This is a genomic window from Terriglobales bacterium, assembly GCA_035567895.1.
Classification (GTDB): domain Bacteria; phylum Acidobacteriota; class Terriglobia; order Terriglobales; family Acidobacteriaceae; genus Gp1-AA112.
On the sequence record DATMPC010000006.1, the window covers coordinates 111,277 to 127,709 of the forward strand.

A 16,433-nucleotide genomic window follows, 5' to 3' on the forward strand; every position below is an offset into this window, starting at 1 on the left:
GAGATGTGAGCCCGGCAAACGGTGCCGAGCGCGCTCGAGGTGAGACGCGAGCCCTGTAAGGGCGCCACTTGCTTGTTCGAACTTTTTGCCTAAGAGGGGTGCCGCCCCTAGCGGGGCTCGATTCCACAATTACTGTCCCGGCACATCAGTGCCGGGCTCATTTCCGGTCGTGCCGCGAAACGCGGCACGAATTTCTGAAAGTTGGTTGAAGTCGAACTCTATGCGGAAGCGGTCTATGCAGCGGGAGCCAACGAGCGGCTGGCAGCTTGCTGAATGAAGCGCTTCATGACGGTTGCCCACATTACCTTCTTGCGGACACCGCTCTCCTTCACGCCGCGTCCTTGAGCGAACATCGAAAGTAACGCACGCATTTTAAGCACGCGCAGAACGGCCTGATCGGCGCCACTTGCGCCGTAGGCTTCGAGGAAGCTTTCCTGCACGGGTCCGGTGATGTTGCGGTTGCAGAACGGGTACTTTTCCAACGCCTCTACCGAGGCCAGAAAGGTGGCGGCATCGTTGAACGAGATTCCATGATCCGACATCTTGCCGTAGTCACTAACGCCTACTCCGTTTTCCGTAACGACAACGCTGAGCGGTGTGAAGTCTTTCAGCACAGCTGAAGAGGGAATCGCTTTCCTGGTCTTGGCAAGCGAATTTTTCGCTCCAGTGAGAATCATCTGGATCGCTTCATTGTCGAGTCCCTCGCCGCGACAGTTCAGGCAGAGATTCTCGAGTTCGGAGAGCAATTGCTGTGCGTCGAATACTTGAGTTGGCCCACCAGTGAGGTTGTGAAAGTTGCGCAGCCACTCACCGGCTTTGCCGGCAGCTTCGCGCAGCGACGTATTGTCGTCGTAGCCGGGGAGAAGCGCGGCCTTCATCATCATGGATTGCAGAGGCACACCCTGGATTTTTTCACTGACCAGTGCGCCTAGCGCACTGAAGTTACCTCGCGGACGCGGAACACCAGGCAGTTGGTTCTCTGAAAAGGCCGTGTACACTCGCTGAAGATTAGTGTATTCGGCCGTGGCCTGATTCCGAGCGGCCTGCGGAGTCTTCCCGGAACGGTACACTTTCACCGCCATGCGCTCTCCGCCATTGGCAAAGTCCGCAACCAGATCGTAGATAAAGTGATCGCTCTTGGGTGTATGGCCTACTACTCGGATGTTTCGCAACTCACCGCGATTGGGATACAACGTTGTTGCTTGCTGCCGAAGATCGGCAACGATCTGGTCAATTACATTTTCAGCCATTCATACTCCCGGCATTCGATTCCTAACGGAATAAGGGGATGAGGTGCGCGACGGGCTCCCCAATCGTGATGGGTGGACGACACACCAATACTCTGACTTCGAGCAGCAGTTTTGCTTCCCAACTATGCGTTCTTACTGTCGGATGTAAGTTACTGAAAAAATGATGCCTTCAGCGAGACGCATCTTGGCGCCTTAATCATTTTCAGGCCATGATTGAGCATCGCGATTCTCACATTAGGCAGAGAAAGACACCCAGGCAGCCGAGAAGTTGCAGGAAACAGATTAGAGAGCAGCAAAATTCCTAAGTAGGAATGAATTCTGTCCCTTGCACTCTATCCCCTGTTCCTTGATCTTTTCATTCTCTGCCACTCTCGATAGGCTTCACTTTTTGAAAGTCCAAACTCGCGAGCCACTTGCTTGAGCGCATCTTTTTCGTCGAGGTGGTTGGACCTCATGAGCTCCGTGATGCGTTCGACGAGATTTGGGTTTGAACTTGGCGCTTCCTGTTTTCCGGATTTTCCGGCAACGATGACTGTGAGTTCTCCTTTAGTTGTGTCCCGTCGGGCAAGCTCGGCGGAGAGTTCGGAAACGCTGCCGCGCAAGAACTCTTCATGAACCTTGGTGAGTTCGCGCGCTATAACCACGCGCCGGTCGGAGCCGAATGCGTTGTCCAGATCGTGAATCATTTCGACGATGCGATGCGGCGCCTCGTAGAAAACGAGCGTTTCAGTCAGATCCGCGAGACCCTCGAGCACACTGCGACGCTCTCCTGAGCGCGCCGGTAGAAATCCGACGAAGCGAAATCGTTCGGTGGGCAATCCGCTGGCGACAAGTGCAGCTATAAGCGCCGACGGGCCCGGAATTGCCACAACGTTGAGTCCGCGCTCGACCACCGCGCGAATCACCCGCTCTCCCGGATCGGAGATCCCGGGCATCCCAGCGTCGGAAACCAGCGCAATGCGCTCTCCCGCGGCTATTCGCTCCACTAGTTCCTTCGCGCGCGCGGCTTCGTTGTGCTGGTGATAGCTCTGCGTGGGAGTCTTGATTTCAAAATGGTTCAGCAGCTTTTGTGTATGGCGCGTATCTTCGCAGGCGATCAGGTCCACCTGTCGGAGGATTCGCAATGCCCGAAGCGTAATGTCTTCGAGATTGCCGATTGGCGTTGCGACAACGTAAAGTCCCGGAGCCAAGGACGGTTCCGAATGTTCATCATCACGCGCAGTAACCAAGGCGAAGGGCAGTGTAACAGCTCTCCGGTCTGCTGCAGCAGGTCGGCCTACTCTGCTCGCAAGGTGATTGCAGGATCCACTTGCGCTGCCCGCCGGGCTGGAACACCGGATGCGAGCAGTGCCACGCTGCCGAGCAACGCGATGACCGCTGCGTACGTGATTGGGTCGAGGCGCGACACCCCGAAGAGCATGGCGGCGACGACCTGACTCGCGGCCGCTGCGCCAATCAGACCGATGGCTATGCCTATCCCGGTGAGCGTCATACCCTGACGCACCACCAACGCAACGATGCTGCTGCGCGATGCGCCCAGCGCGCAACGAACTCCGATCTCTCGCGTGCGCTCCGTTACGCTGCCCGAGAGGACACCATAGATTCCGGTCGCTGCGAGGATGAGGCCTGCCAAAGCGAAACATTCAAAGAGCATCAACGCGAAGCGGCGCTCTGCTTCGCTGGCCGCGACCAGGCTCGGCATGCTCGCAATGCGTGTGATCGGCACATCTTTGTCAATCGACCAGATTGCGCTTCGTACCGCAGGCGCGAGGTCGCCTTCGCTACCACTAGTCCGCACGATTACCGACTGCACGTTACCGGTCCAAGCCCAGTTCGTGGTATAGAACGCATCTGTTTCAGCGACCCCCAGCGATAATTGCCTCACATCGCCCACTACTCCAACGATTATTCTCCAAGGCGCGTTAGGACGCGCTATATCGGGACCCATCCGCACACGTTGTCCAATTGGATCGAGGCCGTGGAACCTGCGTTTTGCGAGCGACTCGCTGATGAGAACAGCCACAGGTTCCTGCGCACGGTCGCGTTCTGTGAGAAACCGTCCGCGACGGAGAGGAATGTGCATGGTTTGGAAATAGTCAGGACTCACCCCGTACCGGAAAACGGGTTCCGGTCCGTGGGGCAGCGCTTCGTATTCAATGCCATACACTTCGTAATCACCACTCAGCGGCACCTGGTTTACAAATGCTGCTGATTCCACTCCGGGAACATGGCGCACGGCCTCGAGCGCTTGCTCGAAGAACCGAGCGCGAGCATCGTCACGAACGTACCGTTGTCCTGACTCCTGCACTTCCATGGTAAGCAGGTGTGTTGAATCGAAGCCAGGATCGATCGAGAACAGGTGCTCGAGGCTACGCAAAAGCAGGCCGGCGCTGCAAAGGAGAACCAAAGCAAGCGCAACCTCCGTGACTACTAGCAAGCGTCGCACGAGTTGGTTGCCGCCAGCGGTTTGACGCGCGCTCTGCTTCAGGCTTGTTTGCGGATCGCTGCGCGCCGATTGAAGCGCAGGAATCAGTCCTACCATGACTCCGACGCAAGTTGTCATGAGGAAAGCGAAAATGAGTACCGCCGTATCAACGCGAATCGCATCAACCCTGGGCAGTGCTGGTGGACTCAAAGCTACCAGCGCGCGTACTCCCATTTCCGCTACTGCTATGCCTACCAACCCACCGAGTGCCGCCAGCAGGAGACTCTCGGTAATCAGTTGGCGCAGCAGGCGTGATTGTCGCGCACCGAGGGCAGCACGCATCGCGAACTCTCCGCGTCGCTGGGCAGCGCGGGCAAGCAAAAGATTGGTTACATTCACGCAGGCAATCAGCAGCACGACCACTACAGCTCCTAGAATCGCCAACAACGTAGTCTTCACGCCAGCGATGAGATTGTCGTGTAAAGACGTTAGGATCACTCCCTGAGGAACTCCTCCGGCACCCTCAAAGCCCTTGGCGTGTGCTCTGGCGAACGGCGGCAGAAATGTGTCTAGCTCACTGGCACCCTGCTCCTTGTTCATGCCCGGCTTCAGCCGCGCCACCATCTGCAGATGGTGTCCCCATTCTTTGCCGTCATCCGGAAGCGAAGAGTCATACTGGAGCGGAGCCCACAGTTCCGCATTGGGAGAAAGTACGTTTTCGAAACCGGCAGACATCACGCCAATGACGGTGTAGCGGCTGGTCGCGTCGAAGTCGCGGCTGGTCTCCAGTGTGATCGCGCGCCCTATGATGTTCGGGTCCGCAGCAAAGCGACGACGCCAGAGACGATCGCTCAGGATCAGGAGATTCGGGCCGTGAAGCTGATCGTCGGAAGACTGGAAATCACGACCGAGAACTGGAACGACGCCAAGCGTCCGAAAGTAATCCGGGCTCACCCGCTGCCCCCAGAAAAACTCCGGCTCACCAATTCCCAACATCGCTGGGCGCCACACCTTCATAACCGCCATCGCATCGAAGGAGTGGTTCTGTGAGAGCGCCTCGAACGTACCGAAGCTGGGCAGGCGCGAGCCGCCACCCATCCGTTCAAACATCATCATGATTCGGTCGGGACGGGGGTAGGGGAGCGACAGGAAAAGGATAGGATTGATCGCGCTGAAGATCGCAGTTGTGGCGCCAATGCCAAGGCCGAGGATCGCGATGGCGGTGGCAGCGAAACCAGGGTTGTTGCGCAGTTGACGGACTGCATAGCGCAGATCGGAGAGCAGCGTTCCCACAACGTTCTCCCACCCGTAGGAGCGCACCTGCTCGCGAACAACCAGTGTGTTCCCGATCTCCCGGCGCGCTGCGAGGGGCGCTTCTTCAGGACTGAGGCCACCGGCCTCGAGCGCGGCCGTCGTCTGCTCGAGATAGTCTTTGAGTTCCTCCGCGAGGTCGTGGTCGGCCGCCCCGCGATTTGTGAGGACGCGAATGCCGTGTGTGAGCTGGCGCCAGAGGGACATCCGATTAACCTTCGGCTTTCAGTAGTCGCGCGATGGCAGAGGCGCGGCGCGTCCAGTCTGCGGTCTCGACTTCGAGCTGCTTTTTTCCTGCGCGAGTAAGCGAATAGAACTTTGCGCGGCGCGAGTTCTCGGTCTGGCGCCACTCGGAGTCAAGCCATCCGGCACGCTCCAGACGCTGCAATGCGGTCAGCAACGATCCCGGGTTCACCTTGAAGACTTCCCGCGAAATCTGCTCGACTCGCCGCGCGATGCCGAAGCCATGCATCGGCTCCAGGCTGAGCGTCTTGAGAATTAGCATGTCGAGCGTTCCCTGGATTACGTCGGTGTTGGTCTCGTCCATTGCTCGAGACGATAATCGCTCATCATCTTGATTGTCAAGATGTGACAAACAAGGTGTGGATCGGCCGCGGCAGGAAAGTTGCGTGTCTAATAACTCGAGCTAAGCCCGACCGGAGCCACCAGATTTACTTGATTAGACTAAGGCCAACACAGCCTTCTCTACCTTGGGCCAGATGGTGGATTCAGGATCTACGATCTCGAAGTGTCCTGCTTTGGGAATTTCCAGCAGACTGGCGTTCTCGTGCCTGTGGAGCTTCTGCTTTGCATAGTCACGGCTCATCTGGACTGGTACGGTGTCGTCTTCAGCTCCGTGAACTATTAGCTGCTTGCAATGTATGTCCAGCTCGGCAGGTGAGGCTTCGTGGTAGTGCTCGGGCACACGCTGAGGATCGCCGCCCAGGAACTCTGAGACGGCGTCGTTACTCAGATGCAGCTCCCAGGCCCGGCGCAGGTTAATCACGCCAGCGAGCGATACCACGCCGCGCATGGAATTGTGATGGGCCGCGAGGGCAAGCGCGAGTTGTCCACCGGCAGAGTGTCCCAGGACGAGAATTCGCTTCGTGTCGATCGGATACTTCCCGGCAAGCTGGCGCAGGAATTGATAGCCGGCGGTAACGTCCTCAAAGCTGCCAGGCCAGCCTCCGCCGGAATTGCCTACGCGCCGGTATTCGAGGTTCCACGTAGCGAAACCGGCCTTGGTGACCGCAGCGCAGAGAAAGCTGGTGTGCTTCAAATCGTAGCGCGCACGCCAAAAACCGCCGTGAATGAACATTGCGGCAGGGAATGGTCCGGGCCCTTTAGGTAAACGCAGATCGCCAAACTGGAATTCGTCGTCGCCGTAGCGTAGCCGCGCGTCAGCCGACGGAGGAGTATCGGTGAGGATGTGCTCGCTGCTTTGCATGGCGCGCTGACGAGCATATCAGTCATCACCCTCAGTGCTCATCATCGTGAAACTGAGACTGCTACGGGGGCTCGTTCGAGAGGATACTTTTTCGACGCCTATCCTGTCTTTTTGCCGGAGTGCGTCTTAGTGGACTGGTCGTGGAGGAACTCCTTCAGTGCTTGAGGAATACGTTGGGCAGGAAGCTTGCCGGCGCTGGCTGCTGCCTCCAAATACCCCCAGGTGAGACCGCGCATGCGATCAAGGGTGGCCTTGAATTCGATTAACCTGGAAAATGCCGCCTTTGGATTGGGGCCAAGCAGGTCGCTGAGACTCTCCTTGCGGAAGTCGCCACGCGACATCAATGCTTCTAACGCCGCCAGCTTCGGCGCGAGGGTTTCCATGCTCTCCAGGATTTCCTTCATGACAAATCTCTCTGCAAGGGAATATTACTCGTATAGGTACGAGATTCGACTGAAAACGGATTGTCTCTATTTGAGATGGATATGGGAAGATTACTAGCGAGACGGCGCTTCAGTTACAAGACTCTTCTTCCGGAAGCCCGACATCCCTCATCAGAAGTCGTGGGAGAATCCTAGCTGAATCCCAGCTCGCGGAGCTGCCGCGAAGGCGCCAAGAACTATCCCGAAATCGAACGTATAGCCTTTGTGGAACTCGTAGTTGCCGCCCATTAACCCTTGGAGTTGGCCGCGGGCGAACTGAAATTGCGGGGAAAACGCCTCATAGAGATCGGCTCCGAGATCGAGCTTTGGCGTGACCTGTCTAACGATCGAAACCCCTCCCGTGTACACCTGGCCTCGCGTATTCGCCACTCCGATGGCTCCAGTGGTTTGATTACCGGCGAAGACTATCCCGCTGTTTAGGTGCATCGTAGTCTTGTCGGTGAGCTTCTTCTGGGCGATGAAGGTAGCGACGTAGTCGTCCAGTCCCGAACCCAAGTCCTCTTTTGCTCTGCCAGTCGGGACCTCGAAGTTGAAACCGGCTGTGAATGAGAAGGCGCGCGAGTCCCCAGGCGGCTTGCGGAAATTCCATTTGAATGCAAAGTCGGTATCACCGATTCCTAACGAGGTTGGCGGTGTGTTGCCGCTCTCACGGCTTATAGCGAGCAGAGGGGCGTCGACCCCGATCTCAATGTTTTGCGGCAGGCCAACCGCAACCTTACAAACTAATGTGTTCTGCCGTAGGTTGGGAAAGACGTCAGGTGGGAGGCGATCATACTCATTGCTGCACTCGAGGTGGACCCTTCCTTTTTGAGTTACATCGGCATCATCGGTATAGAAGGGCTGCTGGCTAAGCGCGCGCGGTCCGCCGACGAGAACCACGGCCCCTATCCAAACGGCAACCGCGAAAGGTTTTGTCACCCGGCGCAATCCCGAATACTCTAACAACAGAATGCGAAAGCGCTATTAACGTAGGGGGAAACCCCGCTTCGCGTTTCAACCAAACCGAATGGGCCACGAAGCTGCAGAACTGACAAGTTTTCTAATCCACCATGGATACTCGGTGATCTTTCTCTGGGTGCTGGCGGAACAGGCAGGGATGCCCCTGCCTTCGGTGCCCTTGCTGCTTACTGCGGGAGCACTCAGTGCCGAGGGCAAGATCAGCTTCAACGTCCTTCTTCTGCTGACCTTCTGCGGAGCCTTTCTGAGCGATCTGATGTGGTTCCAGCTTGGCCGCACACAAGGCGGCAGGATTCTGAACCTGCTGTGCCGAATTTCGCTCGAGCCGGACTCCTGCGTAAAGAACACGGAAAACCTGTTCATGAAGCGCGGGGCAAGCTCACTTCTGATCTCAAAGTTCTTACCGGGTTTGAACACCGTAGCGCAGCCCATGGCGGGCATCGTTCGTCTGTCATGGCTGAAATTTCTCGCGTATGACGTTTGCGGCACGCTGTTCTGGGCAAGCAGCATTTTATTGATCGGAAGAATATTTCATCGTCAAGTTCAGGACGTTCTTTCCTTACTGCATCGTTCCGGCCTGCCTCTGCTGTTCATCGTTTTGGCGGCAGCCGCAGCGTGGATTGCGTTCAAGCACATCCAGCGGAAGCGCTTTATCCAGAAGTTGCGCATTTCCCGTATTGGGCCCGAGGAGTTGAAGGAACAACTCGATAGCGGCCGCGCGGTTGTGGTTGACCTGCGTAATGAGTTCACGCTCGCAGAAGATTCGGTGCAGATTCCCGGCGCTCTGCGCCTGACACCGGAGGAGCTGGAGGTTCGTCACGAGGAGATCCCGCGGGATCGCGACATCATCCTCTACTGCACTTGACCCAACGAAGCGACCAGCGCCCGGGTGGCGCTGCAACTGAAAAAACGAGGCATCACGCGCGTGCGTCCGTTGCAAGGCGGGCTTGATGGTTGGATCGCGCGTGAATTTCCCGTGGAGAAGATTGTGATTGTCAATTCCGTTAGCGCCTAAATCCGGTTTCACCACGGAGGCACGGAGTACACGGAGAACCGCCGGGATGAAACCACAAGGACAGGAAGGCTGAAGGCCGAGATTTGTGGCCGTTATGGGCTGTTCTCCGTGTACTCCGTGGTGAGGTTGGTTTTTGCAAGGCAAAACAATAAAGAGCAGCCGATTCGTTGGCTGCTCTTTTTGTTGAACTAGCTTGGCGCTTACGCGGGTGACGGATGTCCCGGGGCCAAGCCTGGACTACGGGCTGGTTCGGGCTTCAACACTTGTTGCACGCCGTCGCCGCTGGATGGCATCTTGATCGGCGGGAGATCTTTGCCTTCAATGATCAGCTTGATCTCGTTGGCATCGAGTACTTCGCGCTCCAGCAAGGCCGCAGACATACGATGCATGATGTCCTTGTGGCTTGACAGGATCTGCGTAGCCGACTGATAACCCGCATCGACCAACGTACGCACTTCCTTGTCGATCTGCTTGGCAGTTTCCTCGCTGAAGTCGCGATGCTGGTTGATCTCGCGGCCCAGGAAGATCTGCTCGTCTTTCTTGCCGAAGGTGATCGGACCAAGCGGGCTCATACCGAACTCACATACCATGCGACGGGCCAGGTCGGAAGCCTGCTCAATGTCATTGCCGGCGCCGGTCGTCATCTGGTGCAGGAAGATCTCTTCGGCAACGCGGCCGCCCATCATGATGGCCAAGCGAGTGTCAAGATAGTCCTTGGTGTAGGTGTGCTTGTCGTCGATCGGCAACTGCATGGTCACACCCAGCGCCATTCCACGCGGAATTATCGTGACCTTGTGCAGCGGATCAGCATGATCGCGCATGGCCGCAACCAACGCGTGTCCAGCTTCGTGGTAGGCAGTGACCTTCTTCTCGTGGTCGGAGAGCAGCATCGACTTGCGCTCTGCGCCCATGAGAACTTTGTCTTTCGAAATCTCGAAGTCGTACATGTAAACCGCTTTGCGGTTCTGCCGAGCGGCGTTCAGCGCAGCCTCGTTGACCATATTGGCTAAGTCGGCGCCGGAGAACCCAGGTGTGCCACGAGCGAGAATCGAGAGATCAACATCGTCTCCGATGGGAATCTTGCGGGTGTGCACGCGGAGGATCTCTTCACGTCCGCGAACATCAGGACGCGCAACCACTACACGGCGGTCGAAACGGCCGGGGCGCAGGAGCGCGGGATCGAGAACGTCCGGACGGTTTGTCGCAGCGATCAGAATCACACCTTCGTTTGATTCAAATCCGTCCATCTCAACGAGCAGTTGGTTCAAAGTCTGCTCGCGTTCATCGTGTCCACCACCAAGGCCCGCGCCGCGATGGCGTCCAACAGCGTCGATTTCATCGATGAAGATGATGCAGGGGGCGTTCTTCTTGCCTTGCTCAAACAGGTCGCGTACACGGCTTGCACCGACGCCGACGAACATCTCTACAAAATCCGAGCCGGAAATGGAGAAAAAGGGAACATTGGCCTCGCCGGCTACTGCTCGTGCCAGAAGAGTCTTACCGGTTCCTGGAGGTCCGACGAGCAGGACGCCCTTTGGAATGCGTCCACCGAGCTTCTGGAATTTCTGCGCCTCGCGCAGGAATTCGATAATTTCCTTCAGCTCTTCCTTGGCTTCATCCACGCCGGCAACGTCCTTGAACGTCACCTTTTTTTGCTGCATAGAGAGCAGGCGGGCGCGGCTCTTACCGAACGAAAGTGCCTTGTTGCCGCCGGTCTGCATCTGGCGGATCATCACGAACCACAATGCAGCGAACAGGATGAGTGGAGAGAGATTGAGCAGGTAGGTAGGCCAACCGTTTCCGGAACTATCCTTCACATTGATGGTGACGCCCTTCTCGCGAAGATCCTTGATCATGTCCGGATAGTTAGCTGGAGCGATAGTCTGAAACGCGGAATTGCCGCTCTTATACTTGCCATGAACTTCGGGGCCAACAATGGTAACCTCGCTCACATCGCCACGTTCGACGTCCTGCATAAACTTGGAAAATGAGGACGGCACCTCTTTGGGGCTATTGCCGCCGGCCTTCACTACCTGCCAGAGCAACACGCCGGAAAGCAGGATCACCAGCCAGAAGGCGACGGTCTTGACGGTTGAATTCAATTTCAATGCTCCTGAACCTACCTCTCGAATGAGCCCGCGAAACCTTACTGTTACGCAACTCTCAATCGGCAATCTTACGAATTCATGGGATCCGCGAAAAGCGATCCTTAGGGCTCCACAGTCCTTAGATGCCCAAGTTGGGCTCTCGACCCAGCTTCTTACCGAAATTGTATATGGTTTCGGGTGAAAAGCTGGCTCGAAAATAAGCCACTACAACATCGGTTCCAATCCGTTAGACACCGTGGTTCGGGCTAAGGCGCGGAAACCCAGCACTCGGCGGTCAGCGATCAGCACTCAGCCGGATACGTGATTCGAGAATACCTAACCGATTTAGACGGATTGTGGCCGTGTTGGATAACAGATCCACCAGGGAAAGGAGCGATTTGTGGGTGCGAATGCTGAATTCAAGGGCTTAGGCTATTTTCCTTCGCCCTGAATGTAGGGCAAATTACGCCCGTATTCAGGATCGCCCATGCCATACCCAACGACGAACGTTTCCTCGAGAATAAAGCCCATGTAGTCAGGTTGAACCGGCACCCTGCGCGCGCTTTGCTTATCTATCAATGCCACGAGCCGGGCCGAGGCGGCGTTCCAGCTCAAAACTGTGCGAAGGAGGAATTCGGTAGTGTGCCCGGACTGGATCAGGCCTTCCACCAGCACGACGTGCTTGCCGTTTACGTCAACGGTAGATCCGTAGTGGATTTGAACGTGAGAGGCATCTCCCTGCGTCGACTTCTTCTGCGGCTGGATGAACTGGCAGCTTACCGGGATATCGATGGCTCGGATTAAATCGGCAGCAAAAACGAAACCATTCGGCAACACACACAGGAGCATCAGGTTCTTGCCCGCGTAGTCGCGGGAAATCTGCTGCCCGATCTCTTTTACGCGGCGTTGAATCTGCTCGGCGCTGAGCAGGATCTTAAGTGCCATTGGTTGCTGGGTTCCAGTCCTGGATTTCTTTCCTTAGATCTGGCCCCGAACTGCAGGCATTACTCAAGGCTCTCCTCGATCAAGAGCCGCTCTCCGGCCTCGGTCCGCAATTCAGGCGAGTCGATGCTGCGCACCCAAACAATTCGATCCCGGGCCACAACTACCGGCCAAAGCCGCTTCTCTTCCTCGCTCAGATGCAACGGATAGAGGAGTTCCTTGACGCGCTTCTCCGAATTGTGACGTGCAGGCCGGAAGCGATCTCCAGCTTTCCAGTTACGCACCAATAACTCGGTAATTGCGGGTACTCGAACTGAGTGCGGATTATACGACGCATTTTTCACATTCCCATTGTCTTGGCAGATGCGCGCGCGAATCTTGGTTCCAAGCGCAGTCAGACTAACCTCTCCCGGAATGCGCAATGGGAGTGCGTAGTCAGCACTCGACCCTTGCAGCTCTGCAGCCTCAAAGCGCAATTCGCGAAACAGCAGGCGAATTCTCCAGCCGTCGCCGAGTTCGACAATCTTCTTCTGAGCACCTCGCTCTGCACGTTGACTAATCAGGTGGAGCACTGCCCGGACTTGCTCGAAATCCATCCTGCGTCCGAGTTGTTCCGCAGCAGCGCGCAACAATCTGCGTCGGGCTGCTAGCGGCTGCTGCGAAAATTTTTGGATGTCGATGGCGATTCCCGGTGAGCTGGTCTGTCTGCGCCCACCGCCACGTGCGGGCTCGCCGGGCACAACGATCAACGGCAGAAGCCGCGCCATCTGGTCACTCCAATACTGCTCTTCAGCGCGTGCGATCTCCGCCAAGTGAGCCAAGGCATGATCCACTGATGGATTTGCCTCGGCGCGCAGCATCGGCAACACTCGGGCGCGAATGCGATTGCGAGCAAAGCTCAGATCTGCATTACTCGCGTCCTCACGCCACCCCTGTTTGCCCGCGCGCAGGTACTCTCGCAGCTCTTCACGACGCACCTCGAGCAGCGGACGCACAATCCTTCCCGCAGCTAATTGGTGCTCGGGAAAGATGCCGGAGAGCCCACGACTGCCTGCGCCTCGCAGGGCTTTCATGAGAACTGTCTCTGCCTGGTCGTCCATGGTGTGCGCAGTGGCAACGCGATGAACTTTTCCTTCGTGAAGGATGCGCGTGAAGAAGTCGTGACGCAGCTGGCGAGCTGCAGTCTCCAGGCTGATGTTGCTATCCTTTGCGCGTGCAGGAGCTTCACCGCGCTCGACCTGGAATTCCAAGTCATAACGACTCGCAAGATCGGCGACAAAAACTTCGTCGGCGTCCGCATCGGCTCCGCGAATTCCATGGTGAAAATGAGCGACCGAGATCACAGTCCCTAACTCATCCCGAAGCTCAAGCAGAATTCGGAGTAAGGCGACCGAATCGGCCCCGCCCGAGACGGCAATAGCCACACGCTCTCCAGCACGGATCAGGGAATGCGCGCGAACGTATTCGGCCACGCGTTGCAGCAAAGGAAGCACCAAAACATTTTTTCACCACGGAGGCACGGAGTCACTGAGAATCGGGTGATCGGGTCATCGGGTGAAGTAAGAACAAAGCAATCAGCATGGCGTTCTGCCGGCATGCAATTCGGCCATTACAGGACAACGTGTACTGGTCGAAAGCCGAGAGCCAAAAGCTGACAGCCTCTGCCTTTCCTTCGCCCGATCACCCGATGACCCGATCACCCGATTGTTTTATACTTCGCTTCCCATGAGAGTGGTTGTCATCGTTCCCGCCGCGGGACTTGGAACGCGCATGGCGGTGCAATCCGGCGCTCGTCCGGGGCAGACCACGAAACAGTTTGCCGAAATTGCCGGCAAGCCGATTTTGCTGCACACGCTTGAGAAGTTTGCGCAAGTTCCGGAGGTAAGCGACATCTACATCGCAGTCCGTGAAAACGAAACCGATCGCCTGCACGATTTTCTTGCCGCGCAGCGGCTTCGGCCAAGGATGCATGTTGTCGTAGGTGGGGATCATCGCCAGCAATCGGTTGCAAACGCACTGGCGGCGGTAAAGGCGGACGCACTGGATGTGGTCTTAGTGCATGACGCGGTTCGCCCGTTCGTTGATCCCGAAATTATCGAGAATGTCATTCAGTGTGCGGCAAAATATGGCGCAGCCATTGCTGGACTGCCCGCCGTGGACACCATCAAACATGTCGAGCGCACCGCTGAAGGCGCGATCATCACCTCAACGGTTCCGCGCGAGCGAGTGGTGATGGCGCAAACCCCGCAAGGATTTCGCTACGAACTGCTGAAGCGAGTCTTCGACGAAGCCGCACAGGATGGATTCATCGGCACCGACGAGGCATCCCTGGTGGAACGAGCAGGACACCAAGTGGCCGTCGTGATGGGATCGCCGAAAAACATCAAGATCACAACGCCTTCAGATATGGAACTGGCAGAGTTCTATGCCAGGGAATCTGACGAGCGCGGTTCTCACCACGGAGGCACCGAGACACGGAGAAAGGCAGAAGGAGGGCTATGAGCGCCGGTACTCCCCAAATTGTCACTCTCTATCATGACGAAAGGCATTGTTCGCAGGGTTCTATGAACTTTCCCAGATTTTCTCCGTGTCTCCGTGACTCCGTGGTGAAATGCTAAGCAAATGCGCATTGGCTACGGTTGGGATTCGCACGAATTCAAAAAGGGTGTGCCGCTCAAGATCGGTGGGGTGGATCTAAAGCATACGCATGGCCTCGCCGGGCATTCCGACGGGGATGTGCTCCTGCACGCCCTCACTGATGCTCTGCTTGGCGCAATCGCCGCGGGCGATATCGGAAGCTACTTTCCTCCCTCGGATCCGCAGTGGAAGGGGGCAGATTCCTCAATTTTTGTAATTGAGGCGCTGACCAAGGTTCGCGACGCAGGTTGGGAGGTTTGCAACGTCGATTCCACTCTGATCCTTGACCAGCCGAAGATCGGTCCGGTGGCGAACCGGATTCGTCAGAGCATCGCGGAGCTTCTTGAGATATCACCGGAGGATGTTGGGGTGAAAGCCAAGACTCCCGAAGGCATGGGAACCGAGAAAGCCGCAATCGCTCATGTTGTCGTTCTGCTCGAGAAGCACGAAGATCACAATCGACTCGAGGTTGCCGCGGCGATGCTCGAGGCTGACAATCACGTCGATGAGGTAGTGAAGAAATTGGTTAAGGACGTGAGGATCGAGAAGGCGCCAGCGAAGAAATAGCCGTTGGCCTATACCGTTTTGGGAACTTGGGAAGAGGATTAATACAACCGGAAGTTCACTTCGATGTCGACATAAACCGCGACCTTGCGACCATCTTTGATCGCCGGTTCGAAGAGCCATTTATTGACGGCCTCGATGGCTTTTTCATCCAAGCCCAGGCCCAGCGAGCGCACCACGTGAGGATCGTGGATTTTGCCGTCTTGCCCGACTGTCGCTCGCACCACCACAGTCCCCTGATGCTTGGCTTTCCGAGCCTCTTCTGAGAACTCAGGCTCGGTCTGGAACTTGATGCGGGGAGGCGCAACGCCGCCACCAACCTGGAAGACTCCTCCGCCCATTCCCGCCGTGTCACCAGGGCCGACGCCACGTCCGTTGCCGTTGCCAACGCCCCCACAACAGGACTCGCCAACTCCAGAACCATATCCAGTTCCGTTGGAAGGAACGCTCAACACGCTGGTCAGCGAGCCAATCGGCCCCACCTGATTAATCTTCACTTGCGGAGGAACCATTACCGTTTGCTCAACCGCGAGTTTGGGAGCGTCATTACGGATCACTACGGTTGGAGGCGTGATCTGCTGCATGCTGAACTTTGGCGGAACGCCCTTGCTGGCCTCGAGCTTGTCCCGATCGCCACCGCCACCGCCACCGCCGACCTGCTTCGCCGACGCCGGCATCGGAATGTATGCTCCTATATCAATAACCGGACCTAACGCTTGCGCGATTTGCGCACGATGCGTGACCACTTGATGCGTGAGATACAGCAACAGGGCAAGCGCAACTGTGTGAAGGAGTATCGATGTGTAGAAATTTCGAGACTGGACGGCGTACGTACCATAGCCCTCGCCAAATAGAGTAGGCAAGATGTCGGTCGGCTGCTTGGGTGGAGCAACGTTGCCCGAACCCGGAAGCCGAGGTGCCGGTTGAGTGGCCGAGGTAGCCATGCGTTCGTACTCCGTAGTATAGACTGTCTTCGGCGCAAAAGGTTCCAAGACCTTGCATACGAAAGACAGGAACTTCCTTAATACCCTCTAGTACGTTAGTCGTCCACTGCTAGGATTCACAGGGTTAAATCGTTCAAATCAAGGCCAGAAATCGGCATTTGCATAATAGCCCCAGACGATAGCACGCGGTGGGCGACTCCGCCACTTTATTGGGATGAACACATTTTGAGGCTTCCATCCGTCGAGCCGCTGCGAAGAATCTGCACATCGGGAGCTTGGCAGCTGGTCCTGAAAATCGGACGATCAGGCCATCCGGTGAGGTCAACTGACGCCTGAAACTCGGCTCGTGAGCTTCACCCATGGTCTCCGACACCCGATCCTTCCTGGCCCGAATCTGTGTTCACGCACTTT

14 protein-coding genes are annotated in these 16,433 nt (G+C 56.8%); 3 read left to right on the plus strand and 11 right to left on the minus strand.

Annotated features, from left to right (window positions below; translation table 11 throughout):
* Positions 1 to 233: 233 nt before the first annotated feature.
* From VNX88_01605 to VNX88_01635, 7 genes are all read right to left on the minus strand, one after another.
* Positions 234 to 1,250, minus strand: a complete 1,017-nt coding sequence (locus VNX88_01605; GenBank protein HWY67324.1) for a hypothetical protein — start codon at positions 1,248 to 1,250, stop codon at positions 234 to 236.
* Positions 1,251 to 1,582: 332 nt separating this feature from the next.
* Positions 1,583 to 2,440 (minus strand): 16S rRNA (cytidine(1402)-2'-O)-methyltransferase, encoded by an 858-nt coding sequence (rsmI, locus tag VNX88_01610; GenBank protein HWY67325.1) that lies wholly within the window; start codon positions 2,438 to 2,440, stop codon positions 1,583 to 1,585.
* A gap of 86 nt (positions 2,441 to 2,526) precedes the next feature.
* On the minus strand, positions 2,527 to 5,193 hold the full coding sequence (locus VNX88_01615; GenBank protein HWY67326.1) for an ABC transporter permease: 2,667 nt from the start codon (positions 5,191 to 5,193) through the stop codon (positions 2,527 to 2,529).
* A 4-nt stretch (positions 5,194 to 5,197) separates the two neighbouring features.
* Complete coding sequence (locus tag VNX88_01620) at positions 5,198 to 5,533, minus strand: PadR family transcriptional regulator (GenBank protein HWY67327.1); 336 nt, start codon at positions 5,531 to 5,533, stop codon at positions 5,198 to 5,200.
* Positions 5,534 to 5,665: 132 nt separating this feature from the next.
* On the minus strand, positions 5,666 to 6,433 hold the full coding sequence (locus tag VNX88_01625; protein ID HWY67328.1) for an alpha/beta fold hydrolase: 768 nt from the start codon (positions 6,431 to 6,433) through the stop codon (positions 5,666 to 5,668).
* A 98-nt stretch (positions 6,434 to 6,531) separates the two neighbouring features.
* Entirely contained in the window at positions 6,532 to 6,837 is a 306-nt protein-coding gene (locus tag VNX88_01630) for a hypothetical protein (protein HWY67329.1), read from the minus strand.
* A gap of 150 nt (positions 6,838 to 6,987) precedes the next feature.
* On the minus strand, positions 6,988 to 7,794 hold the full coding sequence (locus VNX88_01635) for a hypothetical protein (protein HWY67330.1): 807 nt from the start codon (positions 7,792 to 7,794) through the stop codon (positions 6,988 to 6,990).
* A 142-nt stretch (positions 7,795 to 7,936) separates the two neighbouring features.
* Between VNX88_01635 and VNX88_01640 the strand changes: the two genes are divergently transcribed.
* A complete protein-coding gene (locus VNX88_01640; GenBank protein HWY67331.1) occupies positions 7,937 to 8,698 on the plus strand; it encodes a VTT domain-containing protein in 762 nt (253 codons plus the stop codon).
* A gap of 350 nt (positions 8,699 to 9,048) precedes the next feature.
* Here VNX88_01640 and ftsH read toward each other — a convergent pair whose 3' ends face one another.
* The 3 genes from ftsH to tilS all read right to left on the minus strand — a co-directional run bounded on the left by ftsH (position 9,049) and on the right by tilS (position 13,361).
* Positions 9,049 to 10,950 (minus strand): ATP-dependent zinc metalloprotease FtsH, encoded by a 1,902-nt coding sequence (gene ftsH / locus VNX88_01645; protein ID HWY67332.1) that lies wholly within the window; start codon positions 10,948 to 10,950, stop codon positions 9,049 to 9,051.
* Between the two features lie 417 nt (positions 10,951 to 11,367).
* A complete protein-coding gene (locus VNX88_01650; protein ID HWY67333.1) occupies positions 11,368 to 11,880 on the minus strand; it encodes a phosphoribosyltransferase family protein in 513 nt (170 codons plus the stop codon).
* Between the two features lie 59 nt (positions 11,881 to 11,939).
* On the minus strand, positions 11,940 to 13,361 hold the full coding sequence (tilS, locus tag VNX88_01655; protein ID HWY67334.1) for a tRNA lysidine(34) synthetase TilS: 1,422 nt from the start codon (positions 13,359 to 13,361) through the stop codon (positions 11,940 to 11,942).
* Between the two features lie 241 nt (positions 13,362 to 13,602).
* On the opposite strand from tilS, the gene ispD reads away from it, so the two are divergent.
* The gene (gene ispD / locus VNX88_01660) at positions 13,603 to 14,379 is read left to right on the plus strand and encodes a 2-C-methyl-D-erythritol 4-phosphate cytidylyltransferase (protein HWY67335.1); all 777 of its coding nucleotides are present in this window, start codon (positions 13,603 to 13,605) and stop codon (positions 14,377 to 14,379) included.
* A gap of 120 nt (positions 14,380 to 14,499) precedes the next feature.
* Positions 14,500 to 15,081, plus strand: coding sequence for a 2-C-methyl-D-erythritol 2,4-cyclodiphosphate synthase (ispF, locus tag VNX88_01665; GenBank protein ID HWY67336.1), 582 nt, complete (start codon positions 14,500 to 14,502; stop codon positions 15,079 to 15,081).
* A 38-nt stretch (positions 15,082 to 15,119) separates the two neighbouring features.
* On the opposite strand, the gene VNX88_01670 is transcribed toward ispF, so the two are convergent.
* Positions 15,120 to 16,022, minus strand: a complete 903-nt coding sequence (locus VNX88_01670) for an energy transducer TonB (protein ID HWY67337.1) — start codon at positions 16,020 to 16,022, stop codon at positions 15,120 to 15,122.
* Between the last annotated feature and the right edge of the window lie 411 nt (positions 16,023 to 16,433).

What these genes read in the sequence shown, in the direction of transcription:
- VNX88_01605 (HWY67324.1), bottom strand. Translation starts at nt 1,250, where the DNA reads ATGGCTGAAAATGTAATTGACCAGATCGTTGCCGATCTTCGGCAGCAA.
- VNX88_01615 (HWY67326.1), bottom strand. Translation starts at nt 5,193, where the DNA reads ATGTCCCTCTGGCGCCAGCTCACACACGGCATTCGCGTCCTCACAAAT.
- VNX88_01620 (HWY67327.1), bottom strand. Translation starts at nt 5,533, where the DNA reads ATGGACGAGACCAACACCGACGTAATCCAGGGAACGCTCGACATGCTA.
- VNX88_01625 (HWY67328.1), bottom strand. Translation starts at nt 6,433, where the DNA reads ATGCAAAGCAGCGAGCACATCCTCACCGATACTCCTCCGTCGGCTGAC.
- VNX88_01630 (HWY67329.1), bottom strand. Translation starts at nt 6,837, where the DNA reads ATGAAGGAAATCCTGGAGAGCATGGAAACCCTCGCGCCGAAGCTGGCG.
- VNX88_01650 (HWY67333.1), bottom strand. Translation starts at nt 11,880, where the DNA reads ATGGCACTTAAGATCCTGCTCAGCGCCGAGCAGATTCAACGCCGCGTA.
- ispD (HWY67335.1), top strand. Translation starts at nt 13,603, where the DNA reads ATGAGAGTGGTTGTCATCGTTCCCGCCGCGGGACTTGGAACGCGCATG.
- ispF (HWY67336.1), top strand. Translation starts at nt 14,500, where the DNA reads ATGCGCATTGGCTACGGTTGGGATTCGCACGAATTCAAAAAGGGTGTG.
- VNX88_01670 (HWY67337.1), bottom strand. Translation starts at nt 16,022, where the DNA reads ATGGCTACCTCGGCCACTCAACCGGCACCTCGGCTTCCGGGTTCGGGC.